Genomic DNA, 15915 nt, shown 5'->3' on the forward strand with positions numbered 1-15915 from the left:
TTAATGAAATATAAAAATATATAATTTAAAATAATTTAAAAATAGATTAATCATTTAGATATGTTTTATGAGCTCCTGTATGGAACCTTCAACATCCTTGGATTTTACAACACCAGAGGCTAATAAAACACCACATGCTCCTAATTCAAGTGCCGATGATACATCTTCTCCTTTTGAGATTCCAGCACCACATAATATTTTTACATCCTTGTTAATGCCCCTAACTTCTTTAACTGTCCCTTCTACAACTTCTGGATTTGCCTTTGACACAGGAATACCTGTTCCTATTAATTCTGGTGGCTCTATTGCTATCATATTTGGATTTAATGCTGCCACAGCCTTGGAAACACCTATATTATTTGTGCATACGATTGTTTCAAGATTGTAGTTTTTTGCTATTTCTATGGATTTTTCCAAATCTGCCAAAATCATTCTTTTTTCAGAATGATTTAATAAACTACCATTTAATCCACAATCTTTTAATGTTTCTGCAAGAACATGACCAGTATGACTTCCAGGAGAAACTGCATCAAAGTGCTGAGCATAAACAGGAATATTTACATTTTCAGATATCATTCTTAAATCTAAGAACTGCGGACATACTCCTATTGATATTCCGCTTTCTTCTGAAACCTTTTCAGCAGCTTTTGCTATTTTTAACCCTTTTTCTCCTACACTCTCTGCATAAGTCTTGTAGTTTATTATAATGATAGGTTTAATAATACCACCATTTTATTTCTTTTATATTTTATTTTTATTATTTTTATATTTTTATTTATATATTCCTTTAATTTATTGATTTATTTATTATATTTTATATCTTTTTTTACTTTTTAATTACTTTTAAAGCTTCATCAACATCAACATTTTCATGAACAACCATAGATATAGCCTTTGTCATGCCTGAAACATCTCTATGTTGGAATACATTTCTTCCTGCTGCAACTCCTGCTGCACCTGCTTCTATGGCGTCTTTAACCATTTGTAAGAACTCCTTATCAGTATTTGTTTTAGGACCTCCTGCTATTACAACTGGAGCTGGACAACCTCTCACAACCTCCCTAAATGAGTCTATGTCTCCTGTATAACTTGTTTTTATAATATCTGCTCCGAGCTCAGCACCAAGTCTTGCAGCATGTGCTACAACTTCTGGGTCTCTTTCATTGGATATTTTTTTGCCTCTTGGGTACATCATAGCTATTAATGGCATTCCCCAGTATTCACAAACTTCTGCTATTTTTCCCAAATCTTTATACATTTCACAATCCGTATCTGCCCCAACATTTACATGGATTGAAACAGCATCTGCCCCCATTCTCATAGCTTCCTCAACTGATGTAACGATAACCTTTTCATTTGGGTCAGGAGATAATGAAGTCCCAGCAGAAAGATGAATTATCAGACCTATATCTTTTCCGTATCCCCTATGTCCATGCCTAACAATTCCTTTATGGACTAATACGGCATTTGCTCCGCCATCTGCTACTGAGTTAATGGCTTTTTTCATATCCTTCAAACCTTCCAAAGGTCCTGATGATACACCATGGTCCATAGGAATAATAACGGTTTTTTCAGATTTTTTATTGAATACTCTCTCTAATCTGATAACTTTACCAACATTTTTGATATTTTCAAATACTTTCATGAGCTCACCTTAAATATTCTTTATATATTCATTATATACTTATTACATTTTTATTAGATTCCTATTATTTTTATTATATCATTTTATATTTTTATTTTTAGACTAATATCCGTTATATTATATATTTTTATTTATTTATATTAATATTATTCAACATTATTTTTATAATATGGTTAATTTTATGATATATAAATATTTATAACATTTTATTAATTTATTAATTTTTATTCAATTCTGTATATATCGACGGGAATCATCATATACTTCTTTTTATGGAAGCTATATATTTGAGGTATTCTAAATTTTGCCTGAAATATATTTGTGATTATTCTTTCTTTTTCTTTTATATAATTTATTATAAATTCCCTTGTTGATGTATTATGTATTGTATATACTATATCTCCTATTTCCAAAGCCTTATTTAGAAATATCCTATCGGCATATTTTTTTTGGGAACCAAATGGAGGGTTTTGAATAATTATGTTTTTCGATCTTTCGTCTGGTTTATATTTATTTATAAGGCTTTTATCAATATTTTTAACATCTTCCTGTAAAAATATGGTATTATCGATAAAATCATCCAAATCTATATTTAAATTGAGTTTATTAAATATATCACTATAAGTAATTTCCTTTACATTTTTTTCTGCAAATTTCACCGTTTCTCTGTCAATATCAACCCCTAAAACCTTTTTAGCCCCAAGTATTTTTGCCCCAACAGCCAATTTTCCAGTTCCACATCCTAAATCTATCACAAAATTGTTTAAAATATCCTCTTTTGCAAAGAACAGTATTTCACTGGCAAGATTACCTCCTATTGTATATTGTTCTAAATGGGATTTTGGGTTTGGATGAGGTTTTAAATTATCTAATATTATTTCCAGATGTCTCTTTTTTATATTCATATTTTCACGATATTGCATAGGCATGCTTTTTCTTATCTTTTTCTTATCTTTTTTATTTTCTTCTTAGTTTCTCTTCTTTTTCTATTCTGTTATTTTTATTTTTATTTTTTATTAGTTTAATAGAGTATTTTTATTTTTTAGTTTTATTTTATATTTATTCGTTATATTTTATTTTTTAGTTTTGCTCTTCCTTTTCTTTTCTTAATTTATTCATGAAATTATATAGTTTGTCTATGGTGTCTTCTGAAACTGTGTGTTCCATTTTACAAGCTTCCTCTGATGCTATGTTTTTATCCACGCCAAGATAATCTTTTAGAAATGTTTCAATAATCCTATGTTTTCTTATAGTTTTTTTAGCGACATCTTCTCCTTTTTTAGTCAATAAAATACCAACATAAGGTTCATAAATTACATAACCTTCTGAATGTAATTTTTTAGCCATACTGGTTATTGCAGATGGATTGACATTTAATATCTTTGCGAGCTCGGTGGTTTTTATAGGTCTTTTATTTTTTTGGATAAATAAATAAATTTGTTCTAAATAATCTTCAATGTTTGAGGAAACCATAATTTCACCAGAAATAATTTTTTTAATTTAATATAATATATTTATTTTATTTATATGTTAATGCCACTATTGTGCAAAAACCGAAAAATTTATATATAATAAAATTATTTAATTTAACTGAAAATAAATCAGCTTACTTAAATACTATTAAATAAAGAAATAAAAAAATAAACTAAAAAACAAAAATAAAATAAATAAAACAAATAAGATAAAGAAATAAATAAAAAACAAAAAGCGGTGAAAAAATTGAAATTGAGTGAAGTAAATCCCGGAACTACTGTAAAAATTAAAAAAATTGATGGAGATATAGATTTAAAAAAGAGACTTTTAGAAATGGGTTTTACTATTGGAACGAACATACATGTTATCAAAAAAGCCCCATTAAAAGACCCTGTTGAAGTGGAAGTTAGAGGTTATAATATATCCCTTAGGTTAAAAGAAGCTGAAAATATTGAGGTAGAAATTATAGCTTAAATTAAAATTATTCACAAAATTTTAAGCTAAATTAAATAATTTAATTAAAATAAAAATAATAAAAAAATAAAAGGTGAATATATGTATCCTATTGCATTTGCAAGAGAAGGAGAGAAAGTAATAGTAAGAGAAATAGACGGAGGACATGGGGTTGTTGGAAAATTAACAGATATGGGGTTGAATATTGGAAGTGAGGCTATTGTTGTCAGAAATCAAAATACTGGTCCATTGGTAGTTTCTATTAAAGGTTCTAATATTGCCCTTGGAAGAGGTCTTGCAATGAAAATCTTGGTGAATGGCGAATAAACTAATAAAAATCATAGTAAGAGGTAAAATATGGATTTAGAGGTGAATAATATATGCAATATGAAATAGCACTGATTGGAAATCCAAATACTGGAAAATCCACAGTTTTTAATGCCCTAACTGGATTAAAACAGCACATTGGAAATTGGCCAGGTGTTACAGTTGAAAAAAAGGAAGGGGAGTTTAAATATGGTGGATTTAAATATAAAGTTGTAGATTTACCTGGAGTTTATGGTTTAACTGCAAGGTCTGTGGATGAACAGGTTGCACGAGATTACATAATAAATGAAAAACCAAATGTTGTAGTCGATATAGTAGATGCCTCCAATATTGAGAGAAACCTATATCTAACCTTCCAATTGCTTGAAATTGGTGCAAATGTTGTTATTGCACTAAATAAAATGGACCTTGCAAAAGAAATGGGATATAACATTGATGTTAAAAGGCTTGAAGAATTGCTTGGAGTTCCAGTAGTTCCTATGATAGCCTCAAAGGAGCAAGGTATTGAAGAATTAAAAAAGACCATTGATAAATCAATTGGAAAAAAACCATCAGAAGTAATTTATTCAAATTTTGAGCCCTATATACTGCGATTAATAAATATTTTAAGTAAGGATAACGGATTAAAGGATAAATATAATCTAAAATATCTTGCAATAAAGTCATTAGAAAATGACGATTATGTTATTGAAATAATCAAAAACAGTAGTGTATATAGTGAGTTTAAAGAGGAATTAAGCGATATATTGAATGAACTAAATAAAAAGTATGAAGATGTGAATAGTGCAATAGCCGATGAAAGATATAGAATTATATCAAATATCGTAAATGACGCTACAACAAAAAAAGCCGGAGCATTAACTACAACCAAGATGCTCGACGAAGTATTCACCCATAAATACCTTGGAATACCCATATTGATAACTTTTCTGTGGATGGCATTCCAATTTACATTCAATGTTTCTGCACCATATTCGGATATGATTGATACATTCTTTGGATGGCTTGGTGATTTTGTTAGTAGTTATTTCACGGGATGGGTAGCATCGTTACTTGGAGATGGAATTATAGCAGGTCTTGGTAGTGTTCTTGTATTTTTACCACCAATAATATGTATGTTCTTGGCATTCTCATTTCTCGAAGACAGCGGATATATGGCAAGAGCTGCATTTGTTATGGATAAGGTAATGAATAAATTTGGATTACATGGTAAATCTGTAATTCCTCTTGTTATGGGCTTTGGATGTAATGTTCCAGCAATAATGGCAACTCGAACCCTTGAAGATGAAAAAGATAGAATATTAACTATACTTGTAAATCCTTTAATGTCTTGTAGTGCAAGGTTGCCCGTGTATGTTATTATTGCAGGGGCCTTTTTTGCAGCTAATGCTGGTTCTGTGGTTACAAGCATGTATGTGTTAGGGGTGGTTTTAGCATTGATTATGGCATATCTATTTAGAAAGCTTATATTCAAAGGAAAGCCGTCTCATTTTATTATGGAGCTCCCACCATACAACAAACCTAACTGGAAAAATATACTTGGAAATACATGGGAACGGTCAAGTAAATTCTTAACAAAGGCAGGAACCATCATATTTGGAGGGGTTGTTTTAGTATGGCTATTGTCAGTATTTGGACCAGCAGGATATTTGGGTGCAGGAGCTTTAGATAATGAGGCTTTATTGGCAAAATCTTGGGTGGCATTATTGGGTCATTCATTGGCACCAATATTTAGCCCAATGGGATGGGATTGGAAAGCTGTTGTGGCTTTGTTCTTTGGATTTATAGCAAAAGAAGTTGTAGTTGGAACATTTGGTATGTTGTATGGTGTAGGTGAAGATGATGTGGCATTACAGAGTGCAATTGCTCATTCAGGAGCTTTTGACCCAGTAACAGCATATGCATTTATGGCATTTGTTTTAATATATATACCATGTGTGGCTACAATTGGTGTTATAAAACAGGAAATCGGATGGAAATGGGCATTATTCACTGTTGGTTATGGGTTAATATTGGCTTATATTGTAGCTCTTGGTATTACAGTGATTGGACATTTAATATTTTATTTTAAATGAATATTTAATATACCTTAAATTTTTTAAATAAATTAAATAAATTATAACTTAATAACTTAAATAACTAATAAAAAGGTGATATTTAATGGAAGGTGGTTCTTGTATAAAATCCCTTGATTTAATCTTTGGATGTGGTTATATTATATGCGGAATAATGGAGCTCCTATCATTTGCAGGTATAAATTTAAGTGATGTATTTACAGGAGATTTATTTGGTAGTATAGCCTTATTAACAATAGGCAGTGTATATTTAGTAGGATTTAAAAAATCGATTCATGATAGTATTAGGGGGGTATCCTATGGCTATACGGCAAGTTTAATGGGGGTTGGCATTGCCATTATCTATATACTTACGATTGTATCGAATGCCTTAGGTTATTATGTTGGAATGGACGATTACGCAGATTGGTGTGAAATATCAATATATTTAATATTAGGAATAATTACAGTTATACCATTTTATATGGCAAAAAATATTCAAAAATCATCATTAAAAAATGCGAAATACTAAATATTTGATACTACATATTATTAACTAATAATTATCTAAAATAAAATTAATAAATATATGACAATAAAGTAATATTGGAATAAAATAGAAAGATTTAAATATGATTAAATAAATTAATTATATGTAAATAAATTAACCAAACTTAAATAATAATGAGGTGGTATAAATGTCTGAATTTCAATTAATAGATGCTAAGAAAGGAGATGTTTTAAAAATCGTAAGAATAGACGGTGGAGAATCCGTTAAAAGTGAGTTAAAAGACAAAGGCATAGTAGAAAACAGTATTGTTGAGGTTGTATCAAAAGGTTTAGAAGATAAAGAGGGAGAACCTTTAATGGTTGAAGTAGATGGTAGAGAAATGGTGCTTCCAAGGGGTATAGCTAAAAAAATAAAGGTTGGTGATAAATCTTTATCAGATTTAAAAGTTGGAGATGAAGGGGTTGTTACAGATTTAAGCGAATTAAACAAAAATTCAATAGGAGCTCTTAAAATGATAGGAGTAAGTAAGGATGTAAATATTAAGTTAAAGGGTCATGGAGATGATAAATCCTATTTATTTAAAATCGACAACAAAGATGTTGAATTAGGAACAGGACAAGCTGCAAAGATTATGGTGGATAAAAATGGAAAAGCTTATCAAGCTATATCATGTAAAGAAGAAGGAGTTATATGCGGATATATGGGAGGAACCAGCTTTTTGAATAAATTAAAAGAAAAAATTGGAGATGAGGACATTATAGGCAAAAAAATAGTATTGGTTTCTGAAAAACCTTGCACGTATGAATCTACTGGTGAAGGCGAGTTTATGGTTTTAAAAATAGATGATAAAGAAGTATCTATTGGAAAAGGCAAAGCAGAAAAAATCTGGGTTGAATTATCTGTTTAATTTATTCCTAATACCATTTATTTTTTTAAAATATATTTAAGTAAGGTTAAATAATTTAATTAAAATAAAAATAATAAAAAATAAGGGTGATTATGTGAGTAATAATAAAGATGATAAAAAGGATAGAAATATGGGAAATAAAAATACGAAAGGAAATATAATGGATGCTATATTAGCTACTGCCACTAAAATAGCATGTTCTACCTGTCCATGCAAAAACCATTGCAGTAGCTATTTAAAAGTTAGGAATTCAGGTTTAAGTTGTAAATCTAGTATAAGAGGTAAAAAATTATAAATATAAACTTTTTTAAACTTTAAATAACTATTTAAATAAATTAAATATAGGTTACTTAAATCGAAAGTAATATATTAAATAAAAAATAATATTTTTCTCTGTTTTATGACATTTATTATAACATTTATTAATTATTATATTTATTGGTGAAAGAATGACAGAACCAAAAGATATTATTTTAAAAGAGAGCGAAGATATTAAGGGCTTAAATGTTGAAGGTCCATGGCTGGAAGATGATATATCTTTAACCAATATTATAACCGATTATTATGAAAAAATAGGATTCCAAGCTACGCATCTTGGAAAAGCTGTTAAGATATGGAAGAAAATAGAACAGATAAGAAATAAGGGAAAAGACGAAATGACTGTATTCATGGGATATACCTCCAATATAGTATCTTCTGGGTTAAGAGAGATTGTAGCCTATCTTGCAAAGCATAAAAAAATGGATGTGATAGTAACAACGGCTGGAGGTATAGAGGAGGATTTTATAAAATGCTTAAAACCATTTATAATTGGTGATTGGGATTTAAAGGGGGCTTATTTAAGAGAAAGAGGGATTAATAGGATTGGAAATATTCTTGTTCCAAATGATAGGTATGTGGAGTTTGAAAAATACATGATGGAATTTTTTGAGAGGTTGGATAAAAAACAGAAAGAAGAACATAAAATCATATCTGCGAGTGAATTTTGTTATGAAATGGGTAAATTTATGGACGAAAAGCTTGAAGATGATGTAAAAGAGAAATCCATATTATATTGGGCTTATAAAAACGAAATACCTATCTTTTGTCCTGCTATAACCGATGGCTCGATTGGAGATATGATTTACTTTTATAAACTTGAAAATAAATCTAATCTAAAAATAGATATTGCAGAAGATATTGTTAAACTTAACAACATGGCAGTATATGCTAAAAAAACGGCATGTATTGTATTAGGAGGTTCCCTACCAAAGCATAGTATAATAAATGCAAATTTATTCAGAGAAGGGACTGATTATGCTATATATATAACCACGGCTGTTCCATGGGATGGTTCCCTTAGCGGAGCTCCGCCAGAAGAAGGGGTATCATGGGGTAAAATTCAGACAAAAGCAGATTATGTCGAAGTCTGGGCAGATGCTACAATAGTATTTCCAATGATTGTTTATAGCGTGTTTAAGTAATATTAATTATTTATTCTTATTTTTATTTTATATTATTTTTATATTATTTTATTGGTATCATTTTTTATTTAAGTAATTTTTTTCTTTATTCTTATATTTTATAGTCTTTAAATCGTCCTGAGTATTTACATTTACAAAAGTCTTTTTTGTAGGGTCTATTTCATCCACTGGGATATATAAGGGGTTTAATTCATCAATAAATCTTCTTATTGGTAAAGATTTATTTTCTTCAATGATTATTTTTTTTACGAGCTCCGTTAATATCTTTATTGACGATTTTTTATATATTGAAAATAAGGGCTCTATGTATCCATTTTTGTGTTTTGGTATGATACAGTCATATTTTTCAGAATCTGCAATAGGAATATAATTTAATAAGTTGTTTATTGAACTTTTATTTATAAGTGGCATATCACACGGTAAAGTTATTATCCATTCTGTATCTAATATCCTCATACCTGATAATATACCCACAATCGGTCCTTTATCATTTATAATATCCCATGTAATCGTTTGATGATATTTTTTAAACATATAATGTTGTTTTTTTATATCTTCATAATAGAGATTATTTAAATGTTTAAATACAATTGTAAAGGGGATATTCATTTCAATAAGCACATTTGCAACATTTTCTATTAAATAATTATTGTTTAGTTTTCTAAAAGGTTTTTCTCCACCCATTCTTCTCGCATTTCCGCCTGAGAGTATAATTGCCGAAATCATAACCATGGTATCAACTTAACAAACTTACATATTGCTATATTATTAATTTTAATTTAAATGATTTTTTGTTTAATGGTATTTAATCCGTCATGTTATTATTATTATACGTTATCAATTTAATTATAATCTAAAAATATATACTATTATAAGAGTGTGGTGCATAATTAAAAAACTTAAATATAAGAAAGTGAGTATAGTCCAAATAAAAATCAAAAAAGTGACAAAAATGAATCCTGTTGAAATAGTTATTACTTCAATAGATAAATACCTTACTGATAAAATCAAGCAACCAAATCGTAGAGGACCTAATGGTTATGAGTTAGTACTTAAGTTGAGATTGTTAGTTTATGGAGTTTTAAAAGGATTACATTACACTAGGGAGTTATGGAGACATTTAAAGAAGAATCCTGACATTTCAAAGGAGTTGGGCTTTGATGCAGTTCCACATAGAACAACCATATATAGGTGGAAAAAAATCGTTAGACAAAGAATTAAAGGAACTAACTTCCTTATTGGGTGATACTTACTTATGTTTGAATGATTCTAAATGGCTTGTAATGGATTCTACGCCTATAATCGATGAGGAAGATGAGGATAGTGAGGTAGGATATAATAGCAAGGGAAGGTTTGTAGGATTTAAATTACACTTATCCTGTGATGAACACTTAGTGCCATTAAGGGCAGAATTTACTAAAGCCAATATTCATGATGTAACTGTTTCTGAAAGTTTATTATCTCCTGTAAAATATGGTAGTGCAGATTCTGCCTATGATTGTAAGAATTTAAAACTAACAGCATGGCAAGTTCATGGTGTTATGTTAGGAACTGGACAATCCAAGAAGATTAGGTAAAGATAAGAAAAGGAAAATGAATAAAAAATTTGCAAACATGAGAAAACGAATAGAACAACTGAATTCAATAGTAAAAAACCAGATTATGAACAGATTCTGGACGAACATTAAAGGTTTTAAGAAGAAATACATTTTCTGCATGTTATCAGTTGCAGTGGCACAAGTATTAGCTATTTATACATTAAAAACTTATGTTAATCCATTCATAAGGATTAAAGAAGTTAGGGTGTAAATTCAAATGTATGAATTATGCACCATGCTCTTAATATATTTATTTAATTATTGCAAACCTCCCCTTACATTGACTGCAACACCATAGTCAAACTCCATGAGCTCCTGTCCATTCAATATGGTAGTGCCATACGCAAGGAGCTCGTCATCTTCATTCACAACAAGCACCTCTTCATAAGGTCGGAGCTCCCTATCGCAGTCAATTACAAACTTTGCATATACGGATTTTCCATCCCTTGCAAACTCTTGAACAGATTTATCTACAACTACCCTGTAATTTGGGAACGGTATTTTTTTATGGAGAAGTTTTGCCCCCTCTTTTGCAGGTATGAGAAGATTATCATTTGCCCTTAATGTAAATAGAACCTCTTTTTTACCATTTACATCGATTAACACATTTCTTATTCTTCCAGTTTTTTTACTTCGCTTTATAATAATATTTTGTAGGAGCTCATCATCGAGTATTTTAAAACCATATTGATATTGAAGCATTCTATCTATTCTTAAAGCATCTCTATCTATCTTATTTTTATTATGGTTGGAGTTATAATAGCTTGTATAATAATTATAAGTATGTATATCCATTATTTTATCATTGTTATTCTCATTGTTGCGGAATTGCTCTAAAAACTCTTCTACAAATTTTTTATTATGCAATTTTTCATAATCATAGAGCTCGGGGATTTCATTTTGGGATAAGGGATATACTGTATCTATATTTAAAGGCACCAATCCAAATACATCATCCTTTATAAGAATATCTACATCGCTGTGCATATTGTTTATATGCTCACTGTAAGGTCTTTTAATATCCTTTGATACAGTAGTAATAAATATTTTATCAAATTTTATTCTATTAAGCCTCTTTTTATGCCTCAATACCTCGGGTCTAAACATACTCTCATATCCGTTGTAGAAAAATGCAGATTTCTTTGTGATTGGGTCAAATCTTTCAATAAAATCGTTATATGTTAATGCCCTTCTGTATGCCTCCAATAATTTTGGATGACATCTACATCTCTCCTCTACGAGCTCCCATAAATTGCCTTCTTTAATGGCATTTTTAATTCTGTTAATCTCTTCAAAAGTAATATATAGATTGTGTTCAGCCAATAATCTTGTTCTATCTTTTTTATTCATATTATAAAGTTCCTTTGGAGAGTATTTACTACAAACAGGACATGAGCATGGAAAATTATCTAAATCTTTTAAATCTTCCAAATGAATAGTGCCATCCTCTGTTAAATACCTGCCGTCCTTTGCATACAGTGCATAAGCCGCACTATCGAACAAATCACATCCCAACGCAACAGAAAGGGCAAACATCATAGGATGACCACATCCAAAGAGATGAACTGGTTTATTTGTTGGAAGGAACATTTTTGAATTTATTATTATATCTACAACAGTTTTATAATCGTAATTTTCCATAAGAGGCACAACAGCACCAATTGGATATATGTCGAAGTTTAATTTTCCCATAATTTCTGCACTTTTCCTCCTTAAATCCATATATGTAGAGCCTTGAATTGTGCCGTTTAAAAGTAATTTATAGTTGTTTTTTTCTTTTAATTCTATTGATTCCTTTGCTCTTTTTATAGTTTCTCCCAATTCTTTTTCTGCCTGCTCTCTATTTACATAGGGTGCTGTTGGAATATCCAATATTGTTCCAACATCCACGCCTATTTTTTCTTGGAATTCTACTATTTCCAATGGTTTTACTGCCACATCACCATAAACGCTGAGTTGAAAAGAACCACTATCCGTTACTATGACTTTATCAAATCCTATTAAATTGTGGATGCCCCTTTCTTCGGCAATTGTTCTTAACTCGGGATTTGAATATGTGATATAAGAATTTGTAATAATTACATCTGCGAGCTCTCTAATTTTGTCTATTGAGACGGTTTGTTTTTTAGGGTTTGGATGAACAACAGGCATTATTGTTGGTGTTTCTACTATTTTTCCATTTATTTTTAATTTTCCTATCCTTCCCATGCCATCTCTGTGTTTTATCTCAAACATAAATTCACCTTTCGTTTAATAATTATGGGTTATTTAAATTTTAATTAAATTTAAAATAACATAAATTAATAATTTAGATAAAATTATATATCAATACAATAATTAGGTAGTATAAATAATACATATAAATACATACATATACATGCTATAAATTAAGGACTGCTAAACATATAAGGGAAAGAATATTTATAATTTTTTAAAATAAAAAAGACTAAATTAATAAAATTAATAATAACTGTAGTTTGATTTAACGATATCAACCTTAACATCGAAAAATAAAAATAGTTAAAAGGAACATACTCAAATAAAAAAGTTTAGTGATAACAGGTTAGAAACACTTAATAATGTACTCACTAATTCTATAAATAGTTTAGGATTTAACTGTTCAGATGAGTTATCCAGGTTTGCACAGGTTAGAGTGCTAACCCCAATAAAGACCATTAAAGCATTTTCAGAGAGTATTTCAAAAATCCACAGAACTACCATCATCAAAAACATTCAAAAACTATCAAAAAATGAGATTTGCGTATATAACCAATTAGCAAGCCTTCCCGATATCTTGAATGATAAAAGGTTTAGATTCACTGCAATAATTGATTCAACATTCATAAGGAGATGGAGTGAAAAGGTTTATGGATGTATTATTAGATATAATTACATCGAAGAACATAGAAAATTATATCAAGAACAAATAAATTGCTGTATTTATCATAATAAAAAGGGATATACTCAATTTATACTACAACAAAACCTTTAAACAAAAAATCTACAAATATATTTATAGATATTCTTGGGTTCTTATCCAACACCGATATCAGGACGGTAATAGGAGACGCTTTTATAACTACAAAGGATGTTATGAAGGAGTCTAAGAAATTGGGTCTATGTTACATTGGGAAAATTAAGAAAAACATCATAGTTGAGTATTTTGGTAAGAAAGTCCAAATAGAAAAACTATTTAAGAAGGATTTGGAAGAAAATAAGTTTAAATTAAGGACAATTAACGAAACAGAAGTTAAACTATATCATAAAGTGGTTAATATCCCTAATGTAGGTAGGGTTAAAATCGTTGCAGTGCTAATGAAACTTAACAAAAACCCAAGGGGTTTTTGTAAGTCAGCGAATCTTTCAGATTCGCTTCGAAACCAGAAAGAACCCAAGTATTTGGTATGTATAGACCATAAAAAGAAGGCAGAAAATATAATAGGGGAATATATCAAGAGACCTATGATAGAAGAAAAGCATCGAAGGGATAAATCAGTTTTAAAAATTGAAGGGAACTATTTAACATCTAAAAATAGTAATATAGGGTTTATTAGATTTTTAGCAATAGTTTCAAATTGCATAGAATATTTAAGCCATAAATATGGTTTATCATTTTATGAAGTGGTTAAATCGTGTAGTAAAGAACTAATAAAGAGAGGAATACCGTAATCACACTGTCAGTAATAATAAAAAACAAAATATAATATATCATAAATAATTACATAAAAAATTATAAAATATTTTATTATTTATATTTAGTTACTATTGAGCATGGTGCATAATTCATACATTTGAATTTACACCCTAACTTCTTTAATCCTTATGAATGGATTAACATAAGTTTTTAATGTATAAATAGCTAATACTTGTGCCACTGCAACTGATAACATGCAGAAAATGTATTTCTTCTTAAAACCTTTAATGTTCGTCCAGAATCTGTTCATAATCTGGTTTTTTACTATTGAATTCAGTTGTTCTATTCGTTTTCTCATGTTTGCAAATTTTTTATTCATTTTCCTTTTCTTATCTTTACCTAATCTTCTTGGATTGTCCAGTTCCTAACATAACACCATGAACTTGCCATGCTGTTAGTTTTAAATTCTTACAATCATAGGCAGAATCTGCACTACCATATTTTACAGGAGATAATAAACTTTCAGAAACAGTTACATCATGAATATTGGCTTTAGTAAATTCTGCCCTTAATGGCACTAAGTGTTCATCACAGGATAAGTGTAATTTAAATCCTACAAACCTTCCCTTGCTATTATATCCTACCTCACTATCCTCATCTTCCTCATCGATTATAGGCGTAGAATCCATTACAAGCCATTTAGAATCATTCAAACATAAGTAAGTATCACCCAATAAGGAAGTTAGTTCCTTTAATTCTTTGTCTAACGATTTTTTTCCACCTATATATGGTTGTTCTATGTGGAACTGCATCAAAGCCCAACTCCTTTGAAATGTCAGGATTCTTCTTTAAATGTCTCCATAACTCCCTAGTGTAATGTAATCCTTTTAAAACTCCATAAACTAACAATCTCAACTTAAGTACTAACTCATAACCATTAGGTCCTCTACGATTTGGTTGCTTGATTTTATCAGTAAGGTATTTATCTATTGAAGTAATAACTATTTCAACAGGATTCATTTTTGTCACTTTTTTGATTTTTATTTGGACTATACTCACTTTCTTATATTTAAGTTTTTTAATTATGCACCACACTCTATAGGTTAATTTATAAAAAGAGAATTATTTGCATAATTAAATATTCATATATTTACATAAAATAAAATATATGCACACATATATGTGTATATATATTACTATAACATATTTATGTTATTGTATATTATGTTCGACAATATTTTTATATCATGCATACTTCATATTATATCTTATGGTATATTTTTAACTTATTCCGCAAGAAGTCCCATTCCATAAGGAGGGATAATTCACTTTTACCTGTTATAACTAAATTTATGGAGGGGCATTATGAAAGAAAAGACTTTTGTTATGTTAAAACCTGATGCAGTCCAGAGAAAACTCATAGGAAGGATTATTCAGAGGTTTGAAGATAAAGGGTTTGACATATTGAACATGAAGATGATGAAAATTTCGCGGGAGCTCGCAGAGAAGCACTATGAGGAACATAAAGGTAAAGACTACTATGAAAAACTTGTAAATTTTATGAGTTCAGGTAGAGTTGTAGCAATGGTAATTGAGGGAGAAAATGCTATTTCTGTTGTTAGAAAAATGATTGGAAAAACAAATCCTTTGGAAGCAGATGTTGGAACTATAAGAGGGGATTTTGCATATTCTACACCAGACAATGTAATACATGCATCAGATTCAAAAGAGAGTGCAGAAAGAGAAATAAATCTGTTTTTTGGACAATAAATACAATATATAATATATTATATAAAATATATTTTAGTTTTTATTACTTTTTATATATATTTTAACTAAAAGGAAAATAT

At 29.4% G+C, this 15915-nt stretch carries 22 protein-coding genes; 13 read left to right on the forward strand and 9 right to left on the reverse strand.

What is annotated here, in order from left to right:
- Window positions 1–54: 54 nt before the first annotated feature.
- The 4 genes from tpiA to METOK_RS07605 all read right to left on the reverse strand — a co-directional run bounded on the left by tpiA (window position 55) and on the right by METOK_RS07605 (window position 3118).
- Window positions 55–720 (reverse strand): triose-phosphate isomerase, encoded by a 666-nt coding sequence (tpiA, locus tag METOK_RS07590; protein WP_048057956.1) that lies wholly within the window; start codon window positions 718–720, stop codon window positions 55–57.
- A gap of 106 nt (window positions 721–826) precedes the next feature.
- A complete protein-coding gene (locus METOK_RS07595) occupies window positions 827–1645 on the reverse strand; it encodes a 2-amino-3,7-dideoxy-D-threo-hept-6-ulosonate synthase (RefSeq protein ID WP_013867639.1) in 819 nt (272 codons plus the stop codon).
- A gap of 224 nt (window positions 1646–1869) precedes the next feature.
- Complete coding sequence (locus tag METOK_RS07600) at window positions 1870–2544, reverse strand: METTL5 family protein (RefSeq protein WP_048058106.1); 675 nt, start codon at window positions 2542–2544, stop codon at window positions 1870–1872.
- Between the two features lie 181 nt (window positions 2545–2725).
- A complete protein-coding gene (locus METOK_RS07605; protein ID WP_013867641.1) occupies window positions 2726–3118 on the reverse strand; it encodes a metal-dependent transcriptional regulator in 393 nt (130 codons plus the stop codon).
- A 237-nt stretch (window positions 3119–3355) separates the two neighbouring features.
- Between METOK_RS07605 and METOK_RS07610 the strand changes: the two genes are divergently transcribed.
- From METOK_RS07610 to METOK_RS07640, 7 genes are all read left to right on the forward strand, one after another.
- Window positions 3356–3592, forward strand: a complete 237-nt coding sequence (locus METOK_RS07610; protein ID WP_013867642.1) for a FeoA family protein — start codon at window positions 3356–3358, stop codon at window positions 3590–3592.
- 81 nt (window positions 3593–3673) lie between these two features.
- Window positions 3674–3898, forward strand: a complete 225-nt coding sequence (locus tag METOK_RS07615; protein ID WP_013867643.1) for a FeoA family protein — start codon at window positions 3674–3676, stop codon at window positions 3896–3898.
- 53 nt (window positions 3899–3951) lie between these two features.
- On the forward strand, window positions 3952–5973 hold the full coding sequence (feoB, locus tag METOK_RS07620; RefSeq protein ID WP_013867644.1) for a ferrous iron transport protein B: 2022 nt from the start codon (window positions 3952–3954) through the stop codon (window positions 5971–5973).
- A gap of 85 nt (window positions 5974–6058) precedes the next feature.
- Window positions 6059–6484, forward strand: a complete 426-nt coding sequence (locus METOK_RS07625; RefSeq protein ID WP_013867645.1) for a hypothetical protein — start codon at window positions 6059–6061, stop codon at window positions 6482–6484.
- 166 nt (window positions 6485–6650) lie between these two features.
- A complete protein-coding gene (locus METOK_RS07630) occupies window positions 6651–7370 on the forward strand; it encodes a FeoA domain-containing protein (RefSeq protein WP_013867646.1) in 720 nt (239 codons plus the stop codon).
- Between the two features lie 94 nt (window positions 7371–7464).
- Window positions 7465–7665, forward strand: a complete 201-nt coding sequence (locus METOK_RS07635) for a hypothetical protein (RefSeq protein WP_013867647.1) — start codon at window positions 7465–7467, stop codon at window positions 7663–7665.
- A gap of 154 nt (window positions 7666–7819) precedes the next feature.
- A complete protein-coding gene (locus METOK_RS07640) occupies window positions 7820–8833 on the forward strand; it encodes a deoxyhypusine synthase (RefSeq protein ID WP_013867648.1) in 1014 nt (337 codons plus the stop codon).
- 57 nt (window positions 8834–8890) lie between these two features.
- Here METOK_RS07640 and mobA read toward each other — a convergent pair whose 3' ends face one another.
- Window positions 8891–9559: a molybdenum cofactor guanylyltransferase gene (gene mobA / locus METOK_RS07645; protein WP_048058107.1), complete on the reverse strand. Its 669-nt coding sequence runs from the start codon at window positions 9557–9559 to the stop codon at window positions 8891–8893.
- A gap of 226 nt (window positions 9560–9785) precedes the next feature.
- On the opposite strand from mobA, the gene METOK_RS07650 reads away from it, so the two are divergent.
- Genes METOK_RS07650 through METOK_RS08535 form a run of 3 tightly spaced genes read left to right on the forward strand, consistent with a single transcriptional unit; the run spans window position 9786 to window position 10642 of the window.
- The gene (locus METOK_RS07650; RefSeq protein ID WP_048057813.1) at window positions 9786–10079 is read left to right on the forward strand and encodes a transposase; all 294 of its coding nucleotides are present in this window, start codon (window positions 9786–9788) and stop codon (window positions 10077–10079) included.
- The gene (locus METOK_RS07655; protein ID WP_013866276.1) at window positions 9994–10410 is read left to right on the forward strand and encodes a transposase; all 417 of its coding nucleotides are present in this window, start codon (window positions 9994–9996) and stop codon (window positions 10408–10410) included. The genes METOK_RS07650 and METOK_RS07655 overlap by 86 nt, the downstream gene beginning before the upstream one ends.
- Before the next feature lie 37 nt (window positions 10411–10447).
- Complete coding sequence (locus METOK_RS08535; protein WP_157198853.1) at window positions 10448–10642, forward strand: hypothetical protein; 195 nt, start codon at window positions 10448–10450, stop codon at window positions 10640–10642.
- Between the two features lie 47 nt (window positions 10643–10689).
- Here the strand turns inward: METOK_RS08535 and tgtA are convergent, their stop codons facing one another.
- Window positions 10690–12666, reverse strand: a complete 1977-nt coding sequence (gene tgtA / locus METOK_RS07660; protein ID WP_013867650.1) for a tRNA guanosine(15) transglycosylase TgtA — start codon at window positions 12664–12666, stop codon at window positions 10690–10692.
- Window positions 12667–13084: 418 nt separating this feature from the next.
- Between tgtA and METOK_RS08540 the strand changes: the two genes are divergently transcribed.
- Both METOK_RS08540 and METOK_RS08670 read left to right on the forward strand, forming a co-directional pair.
- Complete coding sequence (locus METOK_RS08540) at window positions 13085–13423, forward strand: hypothetical protein (RefSeq protein WP_232210803.1); 339 nt, start codon at window positions 13085–13087, stop codon at window positions 13421–13423.
- A gap of 101 nt (window positions 13424–13524) precedes the next feature.
- Entirely contained in the window at window positions 13525–14100 is a 576-nt protein-coding gene (locus tag METOK_RS08670) for a hypothetical protein (protein ID WP_013867651.1), read from the forward strand.
- 128 nt (window positions 14101–14228) lie between these two features.
- Here the strand turns inward: METOK_RS08670 and METOK_RS08555 are convergent, their stop codons facing one another.
- The 3 genes from METOK_RS08555 to METOK_RS07675 are packed head-to-tail and all read right to left on the reverse strand — an operon-like array spanning window position 14229 to window position 15085.
- Window positions 14229–14423, reverse strand: coding sequence for a hypothetical protein (locus tag METOK_RS08555; protein WP_157198853.1), 195 nt, complete (start codon window positions 14421–14423; stop codon window positions 14229–14231).
- Between the two features lie 37 nt (window positions 14424–14460).
- On the reverse strand, window positions 14461–14877 hold the full coding sequence (locus METOK_RS07670; RefSeq protein WP_013866276.1) for a transposase: 417 nt from the start codon (window positions 14875–14877) through the stop codon (window positions 14461–14463).
- Window positions 14792–15085 carry a transposase gene (locus tag METOK_RS07675; RefSeq protein WP_048057813.1) on the reverse strand — a complete coding sequence of 98 codons (294 nt, stop codon included), beginning with the start codon at window positions 15083–15085 and terminating at the stop codon, window positions 14792–14794. The genes METOK_RS07670 and METOK_RS07675 overlap by 86 nt, the downstream gene beginning before the upstream one ends.
- A gap of 345 nt (window positions 15086–15430) precedes the next feature.
- Here METOK_RS07675 and METOK_RS07680 point away from each other — a divergent pair, with 345 nt between their 5' ends.
- On the forward strand, window positions 15431–15835 hold the full coding sequence (locus METOK_RS07680; RefSeq protein ID WP_013867652.1) for a nucleoside-diphosphate kinase: 405 nt from the start codon (window positions 15431–15433) through the stop codon (window positions 15833–15835).
- The last annotated feature ends 80 nt before the right edge of the window (window positions 15836–15915 follow it).

This window comes from Methanothermococcus okinawensis IH1 (assembly GCF_000179575.2).
Lineage (GTDB): Archaea > AGJL01 > Methanococci > Methanococcales > Methanococcaceae > Methanofervidicoccus > Methanofervidicoccus okinawensis.